The organism is Amycolatopsis sp. NPDC114484 (genome assembly GCF_055633755.1).
This window is the reverse complement of sequence record NZ_JBVKDQ010000001.1, coordinates 168,659-191,165: the sequence shown is the minus strand read 5'-3', so window position 1 is coordinate 191,165 and position 22,507 is coordinate 168,659. Positions and strand designations below refer to the sequence as shown.

The following is a 22,507-nucleotide window of genomic DNA, read 5'->3' as shown; positions in this document are numbered from 1 at the left end:
CTACGCGCAAGTCCCCGGAAAACCGATCAGTCAGAAGTGGGGTCGAAGGAGGTGACGCACGCACCGTCCACCGCGTGGTCGTCGGTCTCCACCCGGCCCTCCTTGGAGACCCCGTCGAGTTTGGCGTCGACGTGCACGATGGTCCGGCCCGCGGTCTTCAGCACGTCCGTCTTGCGCACGGTCAGCTTTGTCTCGCCGTAGATCCACTGCTGGGTGCCGTCGCGAGTGGTGTCCGGCGCGTCCCGGCACATGACCGACAACGCCGCCGGGATGTCGCGCGCGTTGACCGCGTCGATGAACTTCGTCGCGGCGTCCGTGCCGTCTTTGACCGGAGGCCGCGGCTTCGGCTCGGTCGACAGGCTGGCCAGCGGGGCCGGTTCGCCGTCGGCCTTGGCGTCGCGCACGCACCAGCCCTTGCCGTCGGGGATGATCGCGATGCCGTAAACGAGGTTGCCCGCGGTGATCGTGGCCGCGCGTTCCTGCTGACCGGTCGGATGCACCGGATTGCTGATCTTCGCGTCGTCCTTCGCGCTCCGGAAGAACTCGTCGGCGGTGTAGGACCGTTTCGACCGGATCTTGCACCACAGCTGATCCAGCCCGGTTTGCTTGGTGATCGAGTTCGCGACCGACTGGGCCAGCTGCTCCGGCGTCCCCTGCGACGTCGTGTCCAGCTTCTCCTTGAAGAAGCCCGGCGTCACCCAGCCGGTGAACGCGACCGCGCCGCCGAGCACCACGACCGCCGCGCCGAGCGAGATCCACAGCCCGGTCTTCGACTTCTTCTTCGGAGGCGGCGGGTACTGGCCGAACTGCGGCGGATACTGCCCCGGTGGCGGCCCCTGCGGCGGCCCGGCCTGCGGCCCTCGCGGCGGATAAGGACCCTGCTGCGGGTACGGGCCTTGCGGCGGGTGGTTCATGTCTCCCCCTCGATACCGGTCTGTCTGCCGGTCAGGCTAGTGAAGTACGCTTCAACCGCACCCACGACCTGCAGAAATAAGGAGCAGCCAGCCGTGGCTCGAGTCGTTGTCGACGTCATGCCCAAACCCGAGATCCTCGACCCGCAGGGCCAGGCGGTGGCGCGCGCGCTGCCGCGGCTGGGCTTCTCCGGGGTCGCCGACGTGCGCCAGGGACGGCACTTCGAACTCGAGGTCGACGACGACGTCGATGACGAGACGCTGGCCAAGATGGCTGAGGGCTTCCTCGCCAACCCTGTGATCGAGCAGTGGACGATCCGGCGGGTCGAGGCGTGAGCGCCCGCATCGGCGTCATCACCTTCCCCGGCACGCTCGACGACGGCGACGCCGCCCGCGCGGTCCGCTACGCCGACGCCGAAGCCGTTTCGCTCTGGCACGCCGACGACGACCTGAAAGGCGTCGACGCGGTCGTCGTCCCCGGCGGTTTCTCCTACGGCGACTACCTGCGCGCCGGCGTGATCGCCCGGTACGCGCCGGTGATGACCTCGGTCATCGAAGCCGCGCACAAGGGCATGCCGGTGCTCGGCATCTGCAACGGCTTCCAGATCCTGTGCGAGGCCGGTCTGCTGCCCGGCGCGATGATCCGCAACGTCGGCCTGCACTTCGTGTGCCGCGACCAGTGGCTGCGCGTGGACAACAACGCCACCGCGTGGACCTCGCGCTACGAGTCGGGCGCGGAAATCCTGGTGCCGCTCAAGAACAACGACGGCTGCTACGTCGCCGATCAGTCCACTGTGGACATGCTGGAGGCGGAGGGCCGGGTGGCGTTCCGCTACGTCGGCGGCAACCCGAACGGCTCCCGCAACGACATCGCGGGCGTCACCAGCGAGAACGGCCGCGTGGTCGGTCTCATGCCGCACCCGGAGCACGCGATCGACGCGCTCACCGGCCCGTCCGACGACGGTCTCGGCATGTTCTACAGCGCGGTCGACGCGCTCGTGAAGGCCTGAGCCAAGGTCCGTGAGGGACTTCTTGAGGGAATCAGATTCCCTCAAGAAGTCCCTCACGGCTTTTTACTTGCTGTGGTCGCTGGAGAGCCAGCGTTCGGTGCGCACCCGCACCAGCACCGAGGTCTCCTTGAGCGAGCCCTCGACGAACTGACGGGCATCGGCCTCCGGCGCGTATCGCGAAGCGATGGCGAACGCCTGCTCCTCGGTCGGCGCGGAGGACCGGTCCACGACCGGACCGGACACGGTGACGTACTTGTACGGCTGGGTTTCCTGCTGCACCGTGAGGCTCAGCTTGCCGGAGGCCTCGATCGCCCGGTCCTTCGCCGACCCGCGATCCATCCAGATCAGCAGCTCGCCGCCGGGCTCGTAGTCGTACCAGACCGGCACGGCGAGCGGGGCCGCGCCTTCCCGGCCGATCGACAGCACGCCCACGCGCTTCTCGGCGAGGAATTTCTCTCGTTCGTCCACCGTCATGACCGCCATCCGGCGTCACCCCCAGGGTAGGAAGATCAGGATCCAAAAGGGGCCAACGCCGGATTCCAAGCGGACATTCCTCTCAGCTGGCCGCCTCGACCAACCGCGAGTACGGGCCGCCCGCGGCGATCAGGTCCTGGTGCGGGCCGAGTTCGGTGATCTGCCCGCCTTCCACCACCGCGACCCGGTCCGCCGCCGCGGCCGTGTGGAGCCGGTGGGCGATGGCGATTACCGTGCGGCCTTCGAGCACCGCGTTCAGCGACCGTTCCAGCTCCCGTGCCGAACCGGTGTCCAGCAGCGACGTCGCTTCGTCCAGCACCAGCGTGTGCGGGTCGGCCAGGACGACCCGGGCCAGTGCCAGCTGCTGCGCGAGACCGGCCGGGACCGAGTACGCGCCGGAGCCGAGTTTGGTGTCCAGGCCGTCCGGCAGGCCGGCCGCCCACTCCGCGGCGCCGGACGACGCGAGCGCGGTCATCAGTTCCTCGTCGGTCCAGTCGCCGCCGTCGCGCCGGGCAGGCAGCGCCAGGTTTTCCCGCAGCGTTCCGGAAAACGTGTGGTGCTCCTGCGTCAGCAGCAGAACCTCGCCGCGCAGCACGTCGTCCGCGAGCGTCGACACCTCGGTGCCGCCGACCTGGATCGAACCCGCCGTCGGCGCCGAAATCCCGGCCAGCAGCCTGCCCAGCGTCGACTTGCCCGCGCCCGACGGCCCGACGATCGCCAGCCGTTCGCCTCGCGGCACGCTCAGGTTGATGCCGTGCAGCACCTCGCGGTCCGCGGTGTAGCCGAACCGAACGTCGCGCACCTCGATGTCGCGCCCGCGCGGCACCTCGGTGTCCTTCACAGCCGTTTCGGTCGGGTGCACGCCGAGGATCCGGCGTGCGGCGGCCATCGCGACCTGCAGGTCTTCCAGCCAGAACAGCGCCTCGTTGAGCGGCGTGGTCATCGCCTGCGCGTACGCCAGCATCGTGGTGATCGTGCCGAGCCCGGCCCAGCCCCGCTGGTAGGCGAACAATCCGAGCAGCAGCAGCGCCGCGATCGGCAGCACGTAGCTGATCTCCAGCGACGGCAGCCAGCGCAGCTGGTACGACCGCATCCGCCGCTCGCCGAGCACCGCCTGGTCGAGCGCGCGATGTCCGGTGCTCAGCCGTCGCTCGGTGAGGCTCAGCGCCTCCGCGGTCCGCGCGCCCTCCACCGTCTCGTGGGTGACCGACTGCAGATCGCCCCACCGGTCGAGCATCCACGCGAACGCCTTGGGAATCCGCCGCTGGTACCAGATGTTCACCGGGACCAGCAGCGGCAGCGCCACGAGCAGGGTGAGCGCGAGCAGCGGCGACGTCACGATCATCGCGATGGTCGTCAGCAGCACGGTGGCGGTGGCGATCAGGATTTCCGGCGCGGCGAACCGAACCGCGTGGTCCAGCCTGCTGATATCGCTGGTCGCGCGGCTGAGCAGGTCGCCGGTTCCGGCCGCCTCGACAGTGCCCAGCGGCAGGTCGAGGGCGTTCTTGACGAACCGTTCGCGGTTCTCCGCCAGCACGCGTTCACCGAAGACGCGCCCGCGCAACCGGGCCGCCTTCTTCGCCCACGCCTGCAGCACGAGCACCGCCACGAACGCCGCCGCCAGCAGGTCGACCCGCAGCGTCGCGCCGTGGCTGACCACGCCGTCCACCAGGAGGCCCAGCAACTGCGGCCCGGCCAGCCCGATCAGCGTGGCGAGGAAGAACAGCCCGAGCATCACGGAGAACTCGCGGCGGTGCTCGGCGGCGGTGCGCCGCACCCATTGCCGGACCTCGCGCCTCGACGCGAGCGGGAGCCGCGTCGTCATACCGACACCGCCTTTCCGTGCACGATCTCGTCCGCCACGTTCCTCCACAATGGACTCTGGCTGAACACCACCGTGGTCCTTCCGCTCCGCAATTCCTTGGCGCGCTGGGTGATCCGGGCCTCGGTGTGCGCGTCGACGGCCGAGGTCGGCTCGTCCAGCAGCAGCACGTCGGCGTCGGTCGCCAGCGCCCTGGCCAGGCTCAGCCGCTGCCGCTGCCCGCCGGACACCTCACGGCCGCGTTCGCCGATCAGCTCGTCGACCCCGCGCGGCAGCGCTTCGACGATGTCCTCGGCGTCCGCCGCGTGCAGCGCCGCGAAGATGTCGACGTTTCCCGGACGCGCCGGCTCCAGCTGCTCGCGCAGCACCCCGGAGAACCAGAGGTCCTGGTTGTGCGCGTACACCACGCGGGTCCGCAGCTCGGCGAGCGCGACGCGATCCGCGGGCACCCCGCCGACCAGCACCTTTTCGTCCTCGTCCGGATCGGCGAACCGGGCCATCCGCTCGGCGATCGCCTCCGCTTCGGCACGGAGGTCGACCACCGTCAGCTTGCCCGGAGCGACGCGGATGCCGCTGGTGGTGTCCACCAGTTCCAGCGGCCCGTCCGGCAGCGGCTGCGGCGACGCCGGGTCGGCCAGCCTCGGCCGCAGGGCGAGCAGCCCGCACACCTTGCGCGCCGCGACCAGGCCCGAGCTGAGCGCGCTGACCTGTTCGGTCGCCGTGCTCACCGGCACCACCAGGAACGCCGAAACGCCGTAGAACGCGACCAGTTCGCCGACGCCGATCGTGCCGTCGAGCGCGAGCCGGGCACCCAGCCAGGTGATCGCCACCGTGACCAGCCCGGGCAGCAGCACCTCCGCGGCGGCGAGCCACGATTCGCTGCGGCCGACCTCGACGCCGGACCGGCGCACCAGCTGGCTGGCGTCGTGGAACCGGCGCAGGAACCGCCGTTCGCCGCCGACACCGCGCAGGATCCGCAGCCCGGACACGATATCCGCGCCGAGTGCGTTCACCTCGCTCAGATTCTCCCGCTGCGCGGTCTTGCGTTTCTGCAGCGGCGCGAGCAGCGGCCCGATGCCGAGCACCGCGAGCGGGACGCCGACGAGCGCGACGGTGCCCAGCAGCGGCGACGTGCCGAGCATCGCGATCCCGATGACCACGAAGGCCACGATCGAACCGATCGTGCGGCCGAGGACCTCGAACGCGTTGCCGATCCAGTTCATGTCCGACGAGGTGACCGCGACGACGTTGCCGGTGCTGGCCGCCTCGCGCAGGGACGCGCCGAGCCGGGTCGTGTGGCCGGTGACCAGGCGTTGCGTGGTGCCCGCGCCGTGGATCCACATGCCGTACGCCGCGAAGTGCAGCCCGGTGCCGAACAGCGCCTGCACCACGCCGAGCACGCCCGCGACCACCGCCCATCGCCAGAGCGAGGACGTGTCGCCGTCCGCGATCGCGCCGACGCCGCGGCCGATCACCAGCGGCAGCAGGGCGCTCGGCAGCGACCAGCCCGCCCCGGTCACCGCCGCGCCGAGGACAAGCCACGGCCGGGCGCGCAGGACCGCCAGCAAGTACCGAACCGCCGTCGGGCGTTCCGGCAGCCGGATGTCGGGAAAGGGGTACGTGGCGGAAAGCACGATCACTGACGCTAAGCCGCCGGGACCGTCCGGCGCGACTGATTTATGCCCTGGCGGACCTTCCCGGGACCAGGCCGGGCGGCTGCGGGTGTGACCCGGTCGACACGTAGTCTTGAGCGCGTGGCGAACCCTGACACGGACAGTCGGACAAACACTGTGACCAGCCCTGTTGTTAGCACAGACACCACCGCAGTGGCCGCGGCGACCCCGGAAACGAGCCAGCCGTACGTCGAACTCGGCCTCGCCGAAGACGAGTACGCGCGGATCCGGGAAATCCTCGGCCGCCGGCCCACCGACGCCGAGCTCGCGATGTACTCGGTGATGTGGAGCGAGCACTGCTCCTACAAGTCCTCGAAGAAGCACCTGCGCTACTTCGGCGAGACCGCCACCGACGAGATGAAGGCCAAGATGCTGGCCGGCATCGGCGAGAACGCGGGCGTCGTCGACATCGGCGACGGCTGGGCGGTCACCTTCAAGGTGGAAAGCCACAACCACCCGTCCTATGTGGAGCCGTACCAGGGCGCGGCCACCGGCGTCGGCGGCATCGTGCGCGACATCATGGCGATGGGCGCGCGGCCGCTCGCGGTGCAGGACGCGCTGCGCTTCGGCCCGGCCGACGCGCCGGACACCAAACGCGTGCTGCCCGGCGTGGTCGCGGGCGTCGGCGGCTACGGCAACTGCCTCGGCCTGCCGAACATCGGCGGCGAGCTGGTCTTCGACCCCTCCTACGCGGGCAACCCGCTGGTCAACGCGCTGTGCGTCGGTGCGATGCGCACCGAGGACCTGCACCTGGCCTTCGCGTCCGGTTCGGGCAACAAGATCATCCTGTTCGGCGCGCGCACCGGTCTCGACGGCATCGGCGGCGTGTCCGTGCTCGCCAGCGACACCTTCTCCGGCGACGAATCGGCTGCCGGGCGTCGGAAGCTGCCCAGCGTGCAGGTCGGCGACCCGTTCACCGAGAAGGTGCTCATCGAGTGCTGTCTCGACCTGTTCAAGGAGAACCTGGTCGTCGGCATCCAGGACCTCGGCGGTGCCGGGCTGTCCTGCGCGACGTCCGAATTGGCCGCGGCCGGTGACGGCGGCATGCACATCTACCTCGACCGGGTTCCGTTGCGCGCCACCGGAATGACGCCCGCCGAGGTGCTCTCCAGCGAATCGCAGGAACGCATGTGCGCGGTCGTTTCGCCGGAGAACGTCGAGGCGTTCATGGCGGTCTGCGCCAAATGGGACGTCATCGCCACCGACATCGGCGAGGTCACCGACGGCGAGCACCTCGTCATCACCTGGAACGACGAGATCGTGGTCGACGTGCCCGCGCACACCGTCGCGCACCAGGGCCCGGTGTACGACCGCCCGATCGAGCGCCCCGCGTTCCAGGACGGCCTGATCGCCGACACCTCCGCGAAGCTGCCGCGCCCGTCGACGCCCGAGGAACTGCGCGCGGACTTCCTGAAGCTCATCGCGTCGCCGAACCAGGCGTCGAAGGAATGGGTGACCGCGCAGTACGACCGCTACGTGCGCGGCAATTCGGTGCTGTCGCAGCCGTCCGACTCGGGCATGATCCGGATCGACGAGGAGAGCAACCGCGGCGTCTCGGTGGCCACCGACTGCAACGCGAAGTTCGTCTACCTCGACCCGTACCGCGGCGCGCAGCTCGCGCTGGCCGAGGCGTACCGGAACGTCGCCACCGGCGGCGCGACCCCGGTCGCGGTGTCCGACTGCCTCAACTTCGGCGCCCCGACCGACCCGGGCGTGATGTGGCAGTTCGAGCAGGCCGTGCACGGTCTCGCCGACGCGTGCGTCGAGCTGGGCATCCCGGTCACCGGCGGCAACGTCAGCTTCTTCAACCAGACCGGCGACACGGCGATCCTGCCGACCCCGGTGATCGCGGTGCTCGGCGTGATCGACGACGTCGCCCGCCGCATCCCGACCGGCATCGGCGCGGAAGCGGGCGAGACGCTGCTGCTGCTCGGCGACACCCACGACGAGCTGGACGGTTCGGCCTGGGCCCGCGAGCTGCACGGCCACCTCGGCGGCGTCCCGCCCCGCGTGGACCTGGCCCGCGAGAAGCTGCTGGCCGACGTCCTGGTGGCCGGTTCGCGCGACGGCATGATCTCCGCCGCGCACGACCTCGCCGACGGCGGGCTCGCCCAGGCCCTCACCGAGACTGTCCTCATTGGACAGTGCGGGGCCCGGGTCTTCCTCGACCGCGACCAGGACCCGTTCGTGCAGCTGTTCTCCGAGTCGTCCGGCCGCGTGCTGGTGGCGGTCCCGCGCACGGAGGAGCTGCGGTTCACCGAGATGTGCACCGCGCGCGGCCTGCCGTGGCGCAAGACCGGTGTCGTCGACCCGGATTCCGGCACGCTGGAGATCCAGGGCGTCACGGAGTTCACCCTCGAAGAACTGCGCGAGACCTGGGAGAAGACCCTTCCGGCCCTGTTCGACTGAGGCCTCGTGAGTGCCGGTGCCGATCGGCGCCGGCACTCACGACCGGAAGGTGACCACCTCCGCCAGCGGTGCCCGAGGGATCGCTGGCTGAGGCTCGTCCGGATCGGCGTACCCGATCGACATGCCGCAGCCGAGGACATATCCGGCAGGCGGCTCCGCGATCTCCGTGACGCTTCGGTGGTAGCGGCCCCACGCGATCTGCGCGCAACTGTCGAGCCCCTCCGCACGGAGCAGCAGCATCACGGTCTGCAGAAACATCCCGGCGTCCAGCCATTGCGGCGGAAGCATCCGCTCGTTCAGGTAGCAGAACAGCCCGACCGGGGCGCCGAAGCAGTCCCAATTCCGGACGCGGACCCGCTCCCGTCCCGCGCGGTCCTCCCGCGCGATGCCGACCGCGCCGTAGCGCAGTGCTCCCAGCTCTTCGATCCGCTGCGCGTACTGCTCGGGCAGCGCTTCCGGATAGGGCAGGACCTGGGGCGGATCACCGGTGTCGCCCTCGGCGATGCGCTGCTGGACCAGGTAGGTCAGCTCGGCCAGCTTCGCGCCGGACAGGACGTACACCCGCCACGGCTGCAGATTTCCCCCGGAGGGCGCGCGCAAGGCAGTGGTGAGGACTCGGGTCAGGACCTCGTGCGGTACCGGCTTGCCGAGGAAGCCGCGGACCGACCGCCGGGAGCGCACCGCTTCGTAGACGTCCACGGTTTTTTGATGCTACTCAGATCGGCACCGCGACATATCCGCCATTCCGAGGTTCCAGCTTCCAGCCGTCGGGCAGCTGGACTTCCGCCGAATCCGCGAAAGTCGCCCCGTCGAACAGGACTTCCTTCGCGAACGTCGCACCTTTGAAGGTCGTTCGTCCGGCGAAGGTCGTGTCGGAGAAATTGGTCCGCTCCGAGAACGCGGTGCCGGAGAACCAGGCCCGATCGAGGAAAGTCGCGTTGCGGCAACGGAAAACGCCCACCAGCCGACCGGGTCCGGTGCCCGCGGCGGTGAAGTAGGCCTGCCCGGTGAAGACGCAACCGCTGATATTCGTGCTGCTGTACAGAGAAGCGTGCCGCAGCAGCAGTCCGCCTATCCGGCGGTGGGAAAGATCGAAATACTCCAGCACCGCGCCGGTCAGATCGAGGTCCGGACCCGGTCCGTCCACATCGGACGGTGGCAGCAGATCCCGGACCAGCCGTTGCGCGGTGAGCCGCACCTGCAGCTCGCGTTCCTGCTCCTCCGTGCCACCATATTCCGGATTTAAGTACCGGCTATGAGTGAACGGCCGCCGCAGATAAGAACACAGCACGTCCAGCACGGTCTGCCGATACTCCGGCCGCGTCCGCGCCAGCCCCGCCAGCGCGTGCAACGCCCCCACCCGCACCTGATCGGCCTCGTGCCCCAGCAATTCCACCGACTTCGCGAACCGCTCGTCGGAGATCCGCTCGCGGTCGACGTCGTGCCGCTGCTGCTCGATCACCTGCCGCGCTTCTTCGACGCGGCGACGGCGATCGTTGAGCCACAACGCGTACAACGCCACGACCGCGCCACCGGCGAGACCGGCGGTTTTCAGTGCGTCACTGCGGCTGGTCGCGGGGTCGGTGAGCAGCCAGCCACCGACCCCGCAGAGCAGTACCACGGACGCGATCAGCGTCCACAGCAGCGGCGAGCGCACCGGGTCAGAACGCCAGGATCAGGTACAGCCCCACGCAGTAGCCGCCGCCGCGGTTCATGATGACCATCGTGCCGCTGGCGTCCTTGCCCGACAGCGTGCCGGTGACCCGGGCGCTCGTCGTGGCGCTGCCCGCGGTGACCTTGCCCAGCGTGAGCTGCGGGTCGCCGCTGGTGGTCTCGTCAATGCTCTTCTTCGACATGCTCTCGGTGCCCTGGCAGGCCAGCGCGGTGGCGCCGGCGGCGTCCTTGGCGTTGAGCTTGGCGAGGAAGTTGTCGATAACCTGCTTCGCCTCGCCCGAGGCGCCGCTGGAGCCGGGGTCCTCGCTCGAATCCGTCGACGGCGAGGACGAGTCGCTCGGCAGCGGAGCCTCAGAGGACTGGGACGGTGACGGAGCGGGGGCCGGCGGCTGTGCCTGCGAGCTGCCCTTGTCGTCCTTGCTCAGGAAGAACCCCGGAGCGACGAACCCGGTGATGCCCAGCGCGACCACCACGACGACCGCGACGGCGATGCCGATCCACAGCCCGGTCTTGTTGTTCTTCGGCGGCTCGCCGCCCGGTCCGCCCGGGTATTGCCCCTGGTCCCAGCCCTGCTGCGGGAACTGCTGGGTGCCCGGATACGGCTGCTGCTGGTACCCCGGGTACTGCTGCTGAGCGTTCGGGTCCCAGCCCTGCTGCGGCTGCTGCTGAGCGTTCGGATCCCAGGCGGGCTGCTGCTGGTGCTGGGCGTTCGGGTCCCATCCCGGCTGCTGCTGGGCCTGGTTGGGGTCCCACCCCGGCTGCTGTGGCACCCCGCCCGAGCCGGGCTGTTGCCAGCCCTGGCCGTAGGGGTCCCCGCCCTGTCCGGGCTGCGGTGGGTAAGTCATGTCCGGTTCCGCCTTCCTGCTGCACCGACTCGCGCCGCGGTCTGACGCCCCGTCGGCTCAGGCGGTTCCGTCTCCGCCCCAGGTCTGCATTGTGCAAGGCGGATAAAGCTCGCACAAAAGCGGCTCCCGGCCGCCCCGCCCGGCAGGAGGAGGGGAGAACCGGGAGCCGCGTCCGTGCGCGCCGCTCAGATCAGCCGTTGGCGAGTGCCTGCAGCCGGTCGTAGGCGCCGTTGAACGTGTCCTGGTCCAGCGGGCTCGAGGTGTACTGCCACACGGTGTAGTAGCCCCAGTTGTACGGAAGGGTTCCGGCCGAGGACGCGTACCGCGCGATCCACAGCGGAGCGGTGCTGGAGAAATCGCCGCCCGCGCACTGGTTCCACCAGTTCGTCGACGTGTAGATCACCGGCCAGCGACCCGTCCTGGCGTGATACGTGTCGTGGAAGTCCTTGATCCACGCCGTCATCGACGCTTTGGTCAGGCCGTAACAGGTCGCGCCGTAGGGGTTGTACTCGATGTCGAGCACGCCCGGCAGCGTCTTGCCGTCCCGCGACCAGCCGCCGCCGTGCGAGACGAAGTAGTTCGCCTGCGTCGCGCCGCTGGAGGTGTTCGGGGTGGCGAAGTGGTACGCGCCGCGGATGAACCCCTGGTTGTAGGAACCGTTGTACTGCTGGGCGAAGTACGGGTTCGTGTAGGTCGTGCTTTCGGTGGCCTTGGTCCACACGAACCGCTTGCCCTGGCCCCACCAGTTGCCCCAGTCGACATTGCCCTGGTAGCCGGACACGTCGATGCCGGCGACGGCGGCCGCCACCTGGTTCGGCAGCGCGGCCGCCGGTTGCGGTCGCTGCGCGGCGGTTTTCGTCTCGGGGGTTGACTGATCCCCCTCGACGCGCCGGATCTGCGAACCCATGGTGTGGTTGTTCGCCTGGATGTCGGCGTTGACTGCGTTGACCTCCCGCGCCGAAAGCGGGGAAGCGGCCGGGTCGGCCATCGCCTCCGTCGAAGCGCCGAGCAGGAGCGCGACAACGGGGACGGTCAGAGCGGACAGCAGCGCGGTACGCCGTCCTCTTCGGGAAGTGGACATCGTCGATCCCTTCACAGATACCCTCGCGGAGGGCGGCTATGTGCAGGTAGCCGCCACGGGGGAGATTCTTGAGGACGAATCGTCGTTTGTCATCAAGTTCCGTGAAGATGAATGGGCGAGTGGGTGATTTTCATCGGGCGGTGATGACTAATTCGTGACAACGTCACGAATGTTCACCCGAATGCCAGATTGCGCAGCGCGGTTTGGGTGCCATTGAGCCAGTTCTGGTCTCCTGGCAGTGTCCCGCTGTTCGAGAACTGCCAGATGGCGTGCTGTCCCCAGCCCGCGGGGAGTTCGCCGATGAAGGAGTTGTAGCGCGCGATCCAGAGCGGATTCCCTCCGAAAGAAGGGTTGTTTCCGGTGCAGCGTTTCCACCAGCTAGTCGACGTATAGATCGTCGGCAGTCGTCCGGTGCGGGCGCGATAGGTGTCGGAGAAGGCGCGAACCCACGCGACCATACCGTTCGCGTCCTTGCCGTAACACGTTTCGCCGTAGGGGTTGTATTCCATGTCGAGTGCGCCGGGCAGCGTCTTGCCGTCAGCCGACCAGCCGCCGCCGTGCGCGAGGAAGTAGTCGGCCTGCGCGGCGCCGTCGGACACGTCCGGCCGCGCGAAGTGGTAGGCGCCGCGGACGAGCCCGGCTTGGTAGGAACCGTTGTACTGCTGGGCAAATTGCCCGCTGACGAACCCGGTGCCCTCGGTCGCTTTCACGTACACGAACCTCGCGCCCGCTCCGGCCGCCGCCGGCCAGTCGACCGGGCCCTGGTGTCCGCTGACGTCGTGCCCGAGGTACTGATCCGCCGTCGTGTAGGAGATGTTCGGCGATCCCAGCACGCCTTCGTGCTTCGCGATTTGCGAACCGGCGTAGTTGTCCGCGGCCCCGGCGTAGCTCGGCGCGGCCACCGCCGTTTCGCACAGGGACGTGCCGGTGATCCCGGCGAAGAGAACCGCGCTCCAGCGCAGCAGCAGATGACGCTTCACCCAGGGCTCCTCACCGGACGCGTGTACTCCTGCTGCGTCACGATGCCCGGGTCGGGGGAGTTCGGCGAATCATGCTCACTCGGCAGAGTGGTCTGCCCAGGTCAGCGCCGTTCTTCGGCCAGCGCCTTCATCAGGTGCTCGGCCGGGACGACCGCGGTGATCAGGTCGTGCGGGTTGACCGCGAGCGGATGTCCGGCGAGCAGCCCGACGATGTCGCGGCCGAGCACCGCGCGGGCGTGCGGCCATTCGCGCGGCACCAGCGACTTCGACGTGTACGCCGGGACCATGACCCGGCCGTCGGCGTTGTGGAAGCCGATCACCGTGCGCTGCACCGGGGACAGCGCGTAGACGAGCAGCGTCGAATCGAGGATGACGCGCGGCAGGTCTTCGGCGGGCCGGTGCTCGGTGCGAACCATCTGCAGCAGCCGCTCGAGTTCGTTGCGCGGCTCGGGAAAACCGAGCGCCTTCGGCGAGGGCCGGTACCGGTCGTTGGGGTGGAAGTCCTCGACGACCTCTCCGGTGCCGTTCACCGGATACGCGCCGACGACCGCCCACGACGGCACCGGGCCGCTGGCGTCGAAGGCCTCGTCGATGACGTAGAGCCAGCTGTTCGGATTCGTCCGCGCGTTGGCCCGCATCTCGGGAGTGATCTCGGGTTTTCCTTGCGGCCCGCGGCGCGGATACGCGTTCCGGCGCGCGCGTTTGCCCGCCGGGGTCCGGGAAACCATCCGATCTGCCTCGTCCCGCTGCGCCATCGCCGTCCCTCGGTGCCGGGTGCCTGAAACTCCGTCCGCGGCCACTCTACTGTTGTCGCATGGCCTCTTCGCGTTCGGTCGATCCCTCTCAGTTACGGGCGGCGGTACTGGCCGTTTCGGACTGGTTGCGTGGTGCCGGACCGGATCCGGCGCGCCCGGAACTGGCCGCCGCGGTGCGCGCGACGCTGCGGACCCTCGCCCAGGACGCACCCGGGCACACCGTCGAGGTCCGGGTCCCGCCGTACGCCGCGGTGCAATGCGTCGAGGGCCCGCGCCACACCCGGGGCACGCCGCCGAACGTCATCGAGACCGATCCGCGGACGTGGCTCGAACTGGCCACCGGTCTCCTGGACTGGGACGACGCGCTCAGTGCCGCCCGCGTATCCGCCTCGGGCAGTCGCGCGGACCTTTCGCACTGGCTTCCGGTCGTACGGATCTGATTTCCCTCCGGAATTGTTCCCTCGGGAGTGTCTTCTGAGGCACACACTCCGTAGAATCCCCTGAACGCAGGCCTGTGCCACGCTGTCCGGGGCACTGCCTTGCGTGTACTTTGGGTAGTCGGATTTCGTACGAGCGGCGATGGAAGGGCCCTGGTCATGAACGCGGTAGGCGTGTCCGCCGGCGAGCAGAGCCTCGGCCCGACAGCGCGCCGGATGATCCTCGGTTCGCAGCTTCGCCGGTTGCGCGAGGAAGCCGGGATCACGCGCCAGCAGGCCGGTTACAACATCCGCGGTTCGGAATCCAAGATCTCCCGGCTGGAACTCGGCCGGGTCGGCTTCAAGGAACGCGACGTCGCCGACCTGCTCACCATGTACGGCGTCTCGGACGACGAGGAGCGCAAAGCGTTCCTCGACATGGTCAAGCAGTCGAACGAAGCGGGCTGGTGGCGCAAGTTCGGGGAGACGGTGCCCGGATGGTTCACCGACCTCGTCGGCTTGGAGGAAGCCGCGTCCCGGATCCAGATCTGGGAGCCGCTGTTCGTGTCCGGCCTGCTGCAGATCGAGCCGTACGCGCGAGCGATCTTCAGCCACGGCCGCCCGGAAATGGCCGACGAACGCGTGGACCAGCTGGTGGCCCTGCGCATGCGGCGGCAGAAGATGCTGGCCCGTCCCGACGCGCCGCGGATCTGGGCGGTGCTCGACGAATCGGTGCTGTACCGGCCGATCGGCGGACCGAAGGTGTTCCGGCAGCAGCTGGAATACCTGCTCGAGGTGACGACGTTGCCGCACGTGTCGGTGCAGATCCTGCCGTACTGCCGAAGCGGTTTGTCGGCTGAGCACGCGTTCTCGCTGCTGCGCTTCGCCGAGGCGGAGCTGCCGAACATCGTCTACGTCGAGTACCTGACCGGCGCGCACTACCTGGACAAGCGCGACGAGATCGAGAAGTACGGCCGGGCGCTGGACCTGCTGGCCGTGGACGCGGAGACTCCCGAACGCAGCCGGGCCCGCATCGCCAAGCGCAAGGCCGAGATCTAGCCAAGCGCAGGGCCGAGAGCTAAGCGCTCGCCGCTTCGCCCCACCTCACTTCACCGCACCGAGGCATCGCTTCCAGACTTCACCGCACCGAGGCGCCGCCTCCAGCGAAATTCTCCCCGCCAAGGATTCCACCCCCGCCATCCGGGCGAGCGGTAACCGAATGGAGAACGCCGACCCGCATTCTCATCACCGAGCGTGCATAAGTCCGCGAACCCGTTTCCACCGACCCGGTTCCACACCTTCTTACTGCCGCGTCGGACCTCACGGTCAGTGTTCTTCATTCACCCGCTGCACCCAACGGCGGCGAGTCACGAACGCGGTGCGTTATCAGAATGCCAATATCGTGACCCAAGGTAATTATTAGCCCGTTCAGGTAGTGCTCGAATCACCTGTATGGGAACTTCTACTGAACCGTGTCGTCACGCAGTGAGAAATTTGCAGAAAATTCTGCACGTGCATTTACCGCTGCATGCGCGCGTGCTAGCGTCGAAGTCACAGGCAGATGCACATGCAGATTCCTGAGCTTTTCATCGTCCTTCCCGGAAGGTGGCATCATGGCTGAACGGTTCGAGAACGGTATTCCGGCCGACCGTCTGACCGGCGCCCAGTGGCGCAAGGCGAGCTACAGCGGCGCGGTAGGCAACTGTGTTGAAGTCGCCCCGCTTACCTCGGGCGAGATCGCGATGCGGAACTCCCGTTTCCCGGAGGGGCCGGCGCTCGTCTACACGCGTGCGGAGATGGCGGCCTTCCTCGCCGGCGCGAAGGACGGCGAATTCGACGATGTCCTCGGCTGAGGCCAACGTCGTCGGATCCGCCTTCGACATCGAGCAAGGCCTGCAGCGACTCATCGACCGCGGCTACCAGTTCGTCCACCCGACGGACGGAAGCGGCGAAGTGCAGGCCGTTGTCGGAGTGCGAGTCCACGACAATGTGGTGGACGTCGTCCGGCTGAACGCTGAGGACGACGTCGAGGCCACGCGCTTGCCTGGCAGCGAGCAGAACATCTTCGCCCCCGCGGCCACGCTGTGGCGCTCGCGCGGCGAAGCGAGCCAGGTATTGGGCGAAGTGCTGGCCCTCCCCGAGCGCCCCCCGGTCACTTCAGTCGTCTCCGCGAACGGCTGCTGGGTTCCAGGCCGAGGCGGCCGCTCGAAGTGGCTGGCCGCTCGCTGATCCACCCTCTCCGCGCCGTCCCCACCGGTGCCCTCGATTTCAGGCCCCGCACGAAGTGGCCCAATCCACTTCGTGCGGGGCCTGGCTCATTTCCGCCCCGCGTTCGCGACGAGGCCCAGCCTCTCGGTCAGTCGAGGCCTTCGACGATGCGGAAGTCGCGCTCGACGCCGTCGGAGAGGGCTGCCAGCGCCTCCTGGTAAGCCTCGCTCTCGTATGCCGCGACGGCCTGTTCGAAGCTGTCGAACTCGATCAGAATGACGCGTTGCGTGATGCCGGCTTCGTGCGCGACGACGCGGCCGTCGCGGGACAGGAGCCGCCCGCCCGCGGCTCGGACGGCCGGACCGGCCAGCTTGTTGTAGGCGGCCAGTTTCTCGGGGTCGGAAATGTCGCGGTAGACGCTGGCCCAGTAGCCCTTGGCCACGGAAACCTCCTGTGTTCGGCCGGACCCGTCCGGCTTCGAGAGATGTATAAAGAATTAATATAAATACTCTATGCTTCACGCATGAGCCGTCAAGGTGCCGCTCGCGGTACTTCCGCTGAGATCGGGTCGACCCTCTACGAGCTGGCCACCCGAGCTGCGAGACGCCTTCCTCGCGATCTCAGCATCACGTCCGCCGCCACCCTGGCCACCCTGCACCGGTGCGGCCCGCGACGCATCACCGACCTGGCCGTGATCGAAGGGGTCACCCAGCCCGCGATGACCGCCCTGGTCCGGGCGATGGAGGAGGCCGGACTGGTCGAGCGGAGGGGCGACGCGTCCGACAAGCGGGTCACGCTGGTGGAGCTGACCGAGGTCGGCGCGTCCTATGTGCGGACGCGGCACCAGGCGGGCGTCGACGCGTACGCGCGGCTGATCGACCAACTCGCCGACGACGAGGTCGAGGCCCTGGTGGCGGCGCTTCCGGCGCTGGCGCACCTGGCGGAGCTCGAAAGCCAGGACCGGGAAAAGCCGAGGCGGTGACGGAGCGCACCCAGGTGCCCACTCCACCCGCAAGACTGTCGCTCCAAACCAAGATCACTGCTCCGCAAACCCTCCCCCGTAGTGGTCAGAACCACGCCGCGGCCCGCTTCCCCACCTCATCGACCCCTTACACTTGGACTCGGCCCGCCCGCGTCTTCCTGGGAGCTCCTCGGTGGTTTCCGACCCCTCCGCCAGTCCTGCTCGACCCGAAGATCAACCCGAACCGGAACCCCGTGAGGAGTGCGGCGTCTTCGGCGTCTGGGCTCCCGGGGAAGAAGTCGCCAAGCTGACCTACTACGGCCTCTACGCCCTGCAGCACCGCGGGCAGGAGGCAGCGGGCATCTCCGTCTCGGACGGCTCGCAGATCGTTGTCTTCAAGGACCTCGGGCTCGTCAGCCAGGTCTTCGACGAGCAGGTCCTGCAGTCCCTGCAGGGGCACATCGCCGTCGGGCACTGCCGGTACTCCACGACCGGCGCCACGATCTGGGAGAACGCCCAGCCGATCTTCCGCACCACGGACACCGGCAGCGGTCTGTCCTTCGCGCACAACGGCAACCTGGTCAACACCGCCGAACTGCGCGACCGCACCGTCGCCGCGGGGCTGAAGCCGCACGCCGGGCTCACCGGGTCCTCCAGCGACTCCGACCTCGTCTGCGGCCTGCTCGCCGCGAACGCCGCCGACAAGGGCATCGAGGCCGCCGCGCTCGAGCTGCTGCCGACCCTCAAGGGCGCGTTCTGCCTGGTCTTCGCCGACGAGAACACCCTGTACGCGGCCCGCGACCCGCACGGCGTGCACCCGCTGGTGCTCGGCCGGCTGGAGCGCGGCTGGGTCGTGGCGAGCGAGACCGCCGCGCTCGACATCTGCGGCGCGTCTTTCGTGCGCGAGGTCGAGCCGGGCGAGCTGATCGCGATAGACGCCGAGGGGCTGCGTTCGTCGCGGTTCGCCAACCCGGAGCCCAAGGGCTGCGTCTTCGAGTACGTATACCTCGCCCGTCCGGACACGTCGATCGCCGGCCGCAGCGTGCACGCCACGCGCGTCGAGATCGGCCGCAAGCTGGCCGTCGAGCACCCGGTCGACGCCGACCTCGTGATGCCGGTGCCGGAGTCCGGCACCCCGGCCGCGATCGGATACGCGCAGGGCTCCGGCCTGCCGTACGGCACCGGTCTGGTCAAGAACGCCTACGTCGGGCGCACCTTTATCCAGCCGTCGCAGACCATCCGGCAGCTCGGCATCCGGCTGAAGCTGAACCCGCTGCGCGACGTCATCCGCGGCAAGCGCCTGGTGGTGGTGGACGACTCGATCGTGCGCGGCAACACCCAGCGCGCGCTCGTGCGGATGCTGCGCGAGGCCGGCGCGCTCGAGGTGCACGTGCGGATCGCGTCGCCGCCGGTGCGGTGGCCGTGCTTCTACGGCATCGACTTCGCCTCGCGCGCCGAACTCGTCGCCAACGGCGTCGACCTCGACGGCATCCGCCGTTCGATCGGGGCCGATTCGCTCGGCTACATCTCACTGGACGGCCTGGTCGCGGCGTCGGAGCAGCCGAAGTCGCGGCTGTGCACGGCCTGCTTCTCCGGCGAGTACCCGATTCCGCTGCCCGAGGACGCGCTCATCGGCAAGCACCTGCTCGAAAGCATGGACGCCGCAGGTGGCGCGGCGACTCCGGTCAGCGCCGCCGGGTACGGTGCCGAAGACGCCGTCCGGCGTCCGTGAACCAAGCATGTCCAGTAGGGAGTCCGCTTCCGTGAGCGAGTCCACGAGCGCCACGTACGCAGCCGCCGGGGTCAGCATCGACGCCGGTGACCAGGCCGTCGAGCTGCTCAAGCCACACGCCGAGCGGGCCACGAGGCCCGAGGTGCGCGGCGGGGTCGGCGGTTTCGCCGGGCTCTTCTCCCTCAAACTCGACAAGTGGAAAGAGCCGATCCTCGCCTCCTCCACGGACGGCGTCGGCACCAAGATCGCGGTCGCGCAGGCGCTCGACAAGCACGACACGGTCGGCATCGACCTGGTCGCGATGGTCGTCGACGACCTCGTGGTCACCGGAGCGGAGCCGCTGTTCCTGCAGGACTACATCGCGGTCGGCAAGGTCGTGCCGGAGAAGATCGCGGCGCTGGTCGGCGGCATCGCCGAGGGTTGCGTCCAGGCTGGTTGCGCGCTGCTCGGCGGCGAGACGGCCGAGCACCCCGGCCTGATGGGCGAGCACGACTACGACCTGTCGGCCACCGGCGTCGGCGCGGTCGAGGCGTCCGCGCTGCTGTCGCCGGAGAAGGTCCGCCCCGGTGACGTCGTCATCGCGATGGGCTCGTCCGGCCTGCACTCCAACGGCTACTCGCTGGCCCGGCACGTGCTGCTGGACATCGCGCGGATGCCGCTGGACGGGCACGTCGAGGAGTTCGGCCGCACCCTCGGCGAGGAACTGCTCGAACCCACCAAGATCTACGCGAAGGACTGCCTCGCGCTGGTCGCCGAGACCGAGGTGCGCACGTTCGCGCACATCACCGGCGGCGGCCTCGAGGCCAACCTCGCGCGCGTGATGCCGCGCGGCCTCGTCGCCAAGCTCGAACGCGGCACGTGGACGCCGGCCCCGGTGTTCGCGCTGATCGGACAGCGCGGCAAGGTCGAGCGCGCGGAGCTGGAGAAGACGTTCAACATGGGCGTCGGCATGGTCGCGATCGTGTCGGCCGAGGACGTCGACCGGGCGCTGGCGGTGCTCACCGCGCGGCACGTGCCCGCTTGGATCCTCGGCGACGTGCAGCCCGCCGAAGACCCGGACGGCCCGCGCGCGGTGCTGTCCGGCGACCACCCGCGGTTCTGAAAGCCGCTTGCCACGTCTTGAGACACTGAAGACATGGCGGAGGACGTACGCGTCGGCGCCCGGTTCGTGATCCCGGGCACCGAACTGCGAGAGCGGTTCTCCCGGTCCTCGGGGCCGGGCGGACAGGGCGTGAACACGACGGACTCGCGCGTCGAGCTGTCGTTCGACGTCGCGGGCTCCGCCGTGATCCCGCCCGCGCTGAAGGAACGCATCACGACTCGCTTGGGCACCCGTCTGGTCGACGGAGTGCTGACCATCGCGGCCAGCGAATACCGCTCCCAGCTGATGAACCGCGACGCGGCCCGGGAGCGGTTGGCCGACGTGTTGGCGAAGGCCTCCGCGCCGCCGTCGGCCAAACGGCGTCCCACCAAGCCTTCGCGAGGCTCGAAGGAACGCCGTCTGGCAGCGAAGAAACGCCGCAGCGACGTGAAACGCGGCCGCGGCGGCCGGTACGACGATTAGCTCAGCGACAGGTGCACGCACTCACCGGCGACTTGGTAGCCGGCACGGCGATATACCGTCCCGATACCGACATCGCCCGGCGTGAGGAACGCCGTCCGCGCCCCGCGTTCGTGGGCGAGGCGCGTTAGGTGCGCGGTGATTGCCGCCGCGACGCCTTGGCCGCGGTACTCGGCGGCCACCGCGATGCCGACGATTTCCGTCGCGCCGGACACGATGTCCAGCGCGACTCCGCCGCCCACAATGGTTTCGCCGTGTTCGGCTAGGACGGTCAGGTAGTCGCGGTTGCGTTCGAGATCGGCGTCCGACACCTCTGGCGGCTCTCCGAACGCGACGTTTTGCACGGACCGCAGGCGGCGGAATTCGTCGTCGGACAACGGTTCGCGCAGCTGAATGTGTTCCGGGGCAAGGCAATCGACGCGGTCTTCAGCAGTGCAGGTCATCACCGGCACGCGTCGTTCCAGCGTGAACCCCGCGCCGACAAGGGATTTCTCGACCTCGGGAGCGGCTTCGGTGAAGAACTCCAGCCGGGGCAGGAGATTTCGTTGCTGGTAGGCGGAAACCAGGGCCGCGACGTCGGCGGACGAGGGCTTCGCGCCGTCGTCGGGGATGGCGTAGTTAGCCATCGGATGAGAGCTGTCTTGGGCGAAAGTGGCCAGGAACGGGCCGATTCGCTCGGTGTCGCGGCCGATCGGTGCGGTGGCGCGGACGTATGCCTGAAGGGCGGACATCTCTGGTGGAAGCCTTTCGAGGAAGAAGGAATGCGCAGGCAACAAAAAACCAGGCAGGGCGAACCCCACACCGGCGCGCGGCGCCGAACAGCTCAGGCCAGGCGGCCGGAGTGGGCCGTGGCGGAGCACATAGGCATTCCTTCGTCCGAAACGAACTTCCCGTTCATCGTCTCAGGATGGGCAAGCGAATTAACGATTGAGCGCGGCGCGCGCCTGGTCCACGATCCGAGCGAGGTGCACGCCCCGCCGGACATCGCAGGGATGCGTGGTCGTTCCGCACGACACCATCGCGGCGAAATCGTCCAGCAGCGCGGTGTACGCGTCGTTCGCCGTGCCGGTACGGCCGAGAGTGCGCAAGCCGTGCTCGCCGAAGACCGAGTACTCGACCACCGTCGGCTGTACTGGCAGGCGCAGGCTGAGCGTCGCGGTGCTCGTGATGCCGCCTTCGTGTTCGAGCAGCAGCTGCCACAGGTCTTCGGGACCGCGGTGCGCGGCAAGGACGTCGGTGATCGGGCCGAGGGCTGCGTCGAGCAGGTCGAACGCGTGCGGGCCGATGTCGGCGAGCGCGCCGCCAGCCGGATCCTGCCGCCAGGCGGAGGTCGCGTATTTACCGGCGAGCAGAGCTCCGGACAGCCATCGCGCACTGCCGCCGCGCCAACCGCCAGCCGCGGTGACGCCGTCCAGCCAATCGCGCGTTTGCTGGGCGAACCGCAGCGTCAGCATCACCAGCGACGCGACGCCAGCGGACGTCACGGCGTCGGCGAGGCGCTGCGCCGTGGCGAGGTCGGGGGCGATCGGTTTCTCGAGGATCAGGTGCTTGCCCGCCTCCGCGGCCCGGGTCGCCAGCTCGGCCTGCACGGCCGGCGGCACGGCGAACGCGAGTGCGTCGACCTGCTCGAACAGCTCGTCCAGATCGCTGGTGGGCACGGCGTCGTAGGCCTGCGCGAGCGCGGCGGCGGCTTCCGGCCGACGGCTCCACACGGCACTGAGCACGGTCCCTGGATGATCCGCGAGCCCGGGGGCGTGCACCGTGGTGGCCCACGGTCCGGTTCCTACGAGGCCGACGCGCAACTGGTCCTGTCCCACGCCCGGAAGTGTAGGTGTGGCCGCGGTCGCTTCCAGCGGGGCCTGCGGTGCGTTAACGTCGACAAGTTCTTCGCCACGAACGGGGGAAGCCGGTGAGAATCCGGCGCTGGCCCGCAACCGTGAGCGGTCCCCGGGGATCGCGAGCCGGATCGCCCGTCGTGGTCCGATCGATGCGAGG

General features: G+C 69.1%; 25 protein-coding genes and 1 riboswitch. Of the genes, 12 read left to right on the top strand and 13 right to left on the bottom strand.

Annotated elements, in window-relative coordinates; all coding sequences use genetic code 11:
* Positions 1–26: 26 nt before the first annotated feature.
* A complete protein-coding gene (locus ACZ7SW_RS00965) occupies positions 27–914 on the bottom strand; it encodes a hypothetical protein (RefSeq protein ID WP_470228378.1) in 888 nt (295 codons plus the stop codon).
* Positions 915–1,007: 93 nt separating this feature from the next.
* On the opposite strand from ACZ7SW_RS00965, the gene purS reads away from it, so the two are divergent.
* Together purS and purQ are read left to right on the top strand one after the other, a co-directional pair.
* Positions 1,008–1,247: a phosphoribosylformylglycinamidine synthase subunit PurS gene (gene purS, locus ACZ7SW_RS00960; protein ID WP_037808692.1), complete on the top strand. Its 240-nt coding sequence runs from the start codon at positions 1,008–1,010 to the stop codon at positions 1,245–1,247.
* Positions 1,244–1,921 (top strand): phosphoribosylformylglycinamidine synthase subunit PurQ, encoded by a 678-nt coding sequence (purQ, locus tag ACZ7SW_RS00955; protein WP_470228377.1) that lies wholly within the window; start codon positions 1,244–1,246, stop codon positions 1,919–1,921. Before purS ends, purQ begins: the two co-directional genes overlap by 4 nt.
* Positions 1,922–1,984: 63 nt before the next feature.
* On the opposite strand, the gene ACZ7SW_RS00950 is transcribed toward purQ, so the two are convergent.
* From ACZ7SW_RS00950 to ACZ7SW_RS00940, 3 genes are all read right to left on the bottom strand, one after another.
* Positions 1,985–2,404 carry a pyridoxamine 5'-phosphate oxidase family protein gene (locus tag ACZ7SW_RS00950; protein ID WP_470228376.1) on the bottom strand — a complete coding sequence of 140 codons (420 nt, stop codon included), beginning with the start codon at positions 2,402–2,404 and terminating at the stop codon, positions 1,985–1,987.
* A 73-nt stretch (positions 2,405–2,477) separates the two neighbouring features.
* On the bottom strand, positions 2,478–4,220 hold the full coding sequence (locus ACZ7SW_RS00945; protein WP_470228375.1) for an ABC transporter ATP-binding protein: 1,743 nt from the start codon (positions 4,218–4,220) through the stop codon (positions 2,478–2,480).
* Positions 4,217–5,851, bottom strand: a complete 1,635-nt coding sequence (locus ACZ7SW_RS00940; RefSeq protein WP_470228374.1) for an ABC transporter ATP-binding protein — start codon at positions 5,849–5,851, stop codon at positions 4,217–4,219. The genes ACZ7SW_RS00945 and ACZ7SW_RS00940 overlap by 4 nt, the downstream gene beginning before the upstream one ends.
* Positions 5,852–5,971: 120 nt before the next feature.
* Here ACZ7SW_RS00940 and purL point away from each other — a divergent pair, with 120 nt between their 5' ends.
* On the top strand, positions 5,972–8,299 hold the full coding sequence (gene purL, locus ACZ7SW_RS00935) for a phosphoribosylformylglycinamidine synthase subunit PurL (RefSeq protein ID WP_470228373.1): 2,328 nt from the start codon (positions 5,972–5,974) through the stop codon (positions 8,297–8,299).
* 36 nt (positions 8,300–8,335) lie between these two features.
* On the opposite strand, the gene ACZ7SW_RS00930 is transcribed toward purL, so the two are convergent.
* The 4 genes from ACZ7SW_RS00930 to ACZ7SW_RS00915 form a co-directional block, all read right to left on the bottom strand.
* On the bottom strand, positions 8,336–8,998 hold the full coding sequence (locus tag ACZ7SW_RS00930) for a nitroreductase (RefSeq protein WP_470228372.1): 663 nt from the start codon (positions 8,996–8,998) through the stop codon (positions 8,336–8,338).
* 16 nt (positions 8,999–9,014) lie between these two features.
* Positions 9,015–9,956: a pentapeptide repeat-containing protein gene (locus ACZ7SW_RS00925; protein WP_470228371.1), complete on the bottom strand. Its 942-nt coding sequence runs from the start codon at positions 9,954–9,956 to the stop codon at positions 9,015–9,017.
* 4 nt (positions 9,957–9,960) lie between these two features.
* Positions 9,961–10,818, bottom strand: a complete 858-nt coding sequence (locus tag ACZ7SW_RS00920; protein WP_470228370.1) for a hypothetical protein — start codon at positions 10,816–10,818, stop codon at positions 9,961–9,963.
* Between the two features lie 190 nt (positions 10,819–11,008).
* Positions 11,009–11,899: a lysozyme gene (locus ACZ7SW_RS00915; RefSeq protein ID WP_470228369.1), complete on the bottom strand. Its 891-nt coding sequence runs from the start codon at positions 11,897–11,899 to the stop codon at positions 11,009–11,011.
* Here ACZ7SW_RS00915 and ACZ7SW_RS00910 point away from each other — a divergent pair.
* Positions 11,892–12,026: a hypothetical protein gene (locus tag ACZ7SW_RS00910; protein WP_255443103.1), complete on the top strand. Its 135-nt coding sequence runs from the start codon at positions 11,892–11,894 to the stop codon at positions 12,024–12,026. The two genes, ACZ7SW_RS00915 and ACZ7SW_RS00910, sit on opposite strands and share 8 nt — an antisense overlap.
* A gap of 46 nt (positions 12,027–12,072) precedes the next feature.
* Here ACZ7SW_RS00910 and ACZ7SW_RS00905 read toward each other — a convergent pair whose 3' ends face one another.
* A complete protein-coding gene (locus tag ACZ7SW_RS00905) occupies positions 12,073–12,864 on the bottom strand; it encodes a lysozyme (protein WP_470229217.1) in 792 nt (263 codons plus the stop codon).
* Between the two features lie 116 nt (positions 12,865–12,980).
* Positions 12,981–13,634: a type VII secretion system-associated protein gene (locus ACZ7SW_RS00900; RefSeq protein WP_470228368.1), complete on the bottom strand. Its 654-nt coding sequence runs from the start codon at positions 13,632–13,634 to the stop codon at positions 12,981–12,983.
* A 59-nt stretch (positions 13,635–13,693) separates the two neighbouring features.
* Between ACZ7SW_RS00900 and ACZ7SW_RS00895 the strand changes: the two genes are divergently transcribed.
* The 4 genes from ACZ7SW_RS00895 (at position 13,694) to ACZ7SW_RS00880 (ending at position 16,279) form a co-directional block, all read left to right on the top strand.
* The gene (locus tag ACZ7SW_RS00895) at positions 13,694–14,074 is read left to right on the top strand and encodes a sterol carrier family protein (RefSeq protein WP_470228367.1); all 381 of its coding nucleotides are present in this window, start codon (positions 13,694–13,696) and stop codon (positions 14,072–14,074) included.
* Between the two features lie 156 nt (positions 14,075–14,230).
* On the top strand, positions 14,231–15,109 hold the full coding sequence (locus tag ACZ7SW_RS00890; RefSeq protein WP_354745996.1) for a helix-turn-helix domain-containing protein: 879 nt from the start codon (positions 14,231–14,233) through the stop codon (positions 15,107–15,109).
* A 554-nt stretch (positions 15,110–15,663) separates the two neighbouring features.
* Positions 15,664–15,903 carry a DUF397 domain-containing protein gene (locus tag ACZ7SW_RS00885; protein WP_020664000.1) on the top strand — a complete coding sequence of 80 codons (240 nt, stop codon included), beginning with the start codon at positions 15,664–15,666 and terminating at the stop codon, positions 15,901–15,903.
* Complete coding sequence (locus ACZ7SW_RS00880) at positions 15,890–16,279, top strand: hypothetical protein (protein ID WP_470228366.1); 390 nt, start codon at positions 15,890–15,892, stop codon at positions 16,277–16,279. The genes ACZ7SW_RS00885 and ACZ7SW_RS00880 overlap by 14 nt, the downstream gene beginning before the upstream one ends.
* Positions 16,280–16,406: 127 nt before the next feature.
* Here the strand turns inward: ACZ7SW_RS00880 and ACZ7SW_RS00875 are convergent, their stop codons facing one another.
* Positions 16,407–16,700, bottom strand: coding sequence for a DUF1330 domain-containing protein (locus ACZ7SW_RS00875; RefSeq protein WP_470228365.1), 294 nt, complete (start codon positions 16,698–16,700; stop codon positions 16,407–16,409).
* A gap of 81 nt (positions 16,701–16,781) precedes the next feature.
* On the opposite strand from ACZ7SW_RS00875, the gene ACZ7SW_RS00870 reads away from it, so the two are divergent.
* From ACZ7SW_RS00870 to arfB, 4 genes are all read left to right on the top strand, one after another.
* The gene (locus ACZ7SW_RS00870; RefSeq protein ID WP_470228364.1) at positions 16,782–17,240 is read left to right on the top strand and encodes a MarR family winged helix-turn-helix transcriptional regulator; all 459 of its coding nucleotides are present in this window, start codon (positions 16,782–16,784) and stop codon (positions 17,238–17,240) included.
* A gap of 172 nt (positions 17,241–17,412) precedes the next feature.
* Positions 17,413–18,951: an amidophosphoribosyltransferase gene (gene purF / locus ACZ7SW_RS00865; protein WP_470228363.1), complete on the top strand. Its 1,539-nt coding sequence runs from the start codon at positions 17,413–17,415 to the stop codon at positions 18,949–18,951.
* Positions 18,952–18,982: 31 nt separating this feature from the next.
* Complete coding sequence (purM, locus tag ACZ7SW_RS00860) at positions 18,983–20,053, top strand: phosphoribosylformylglycinamidine cyclo-ligase (protein WP_182892735.1); 1,071 nt, start codon at positions 18,983–18,985, stop codon at positions 20,051–20,053.
* A 33-nt stretch (positions 20,054–20,086) separates the two neighbouring features.
* Positions 20,087–20,515, top strand: a complete 429-nt coding sequence (gene arfB, locus ACZ7SW_RS00855) for an alternative ribosome rescue aminoacyl-tRNA hydrolase ArfB (protein ID WP_470228362.1) — start codon at positions 20,087–20,089, stop codon at positions 20,513–20,515.
* Here the strand turns inward: arfB and ACZ7SW_RS00850 are convergent.
* Together ACZ7SW_RS00850 and ACZ7SW_RS00845 are read right to left on the bottom strand one after the other, a co-directional pair.
* Entirely contained in the window at positions 20,512–21,243 is a 732-nt protein-coding gene (locus ACZ7SW_RS00850) for a GNAT family N-acetyltransferase (protein ID WP_470228361.1), read from the bottom strand. The genes arfB and ACZ7SW_RS00850 overlap by 4 nt on opposite strands.
* A 189-nt stretch (positions 21,244–21,432) precedes the next feature.
* Positions 21,433–22,329 carry a Gfo/Idh/MocA family protein gene (locus ACZ7SW_RS00845; RefSeq protein WP_470228360.1) on the bottom strand — a complete coding sequence of 299 codons (897 nt, stop codon included), beginning with the start codon at positions 22,327–22,329 and terminating at the stop codon, positions 21,433–21,435.
* 28 nt (positions 22,330–22,357) lie between these two features.
* Positions 22,358–22,504, top strand: a riboswitch (cobalamin riboswitch).
* The last annotated feature ends 3 nt before the right edge of the window (positions 22,505–22,507 follow it).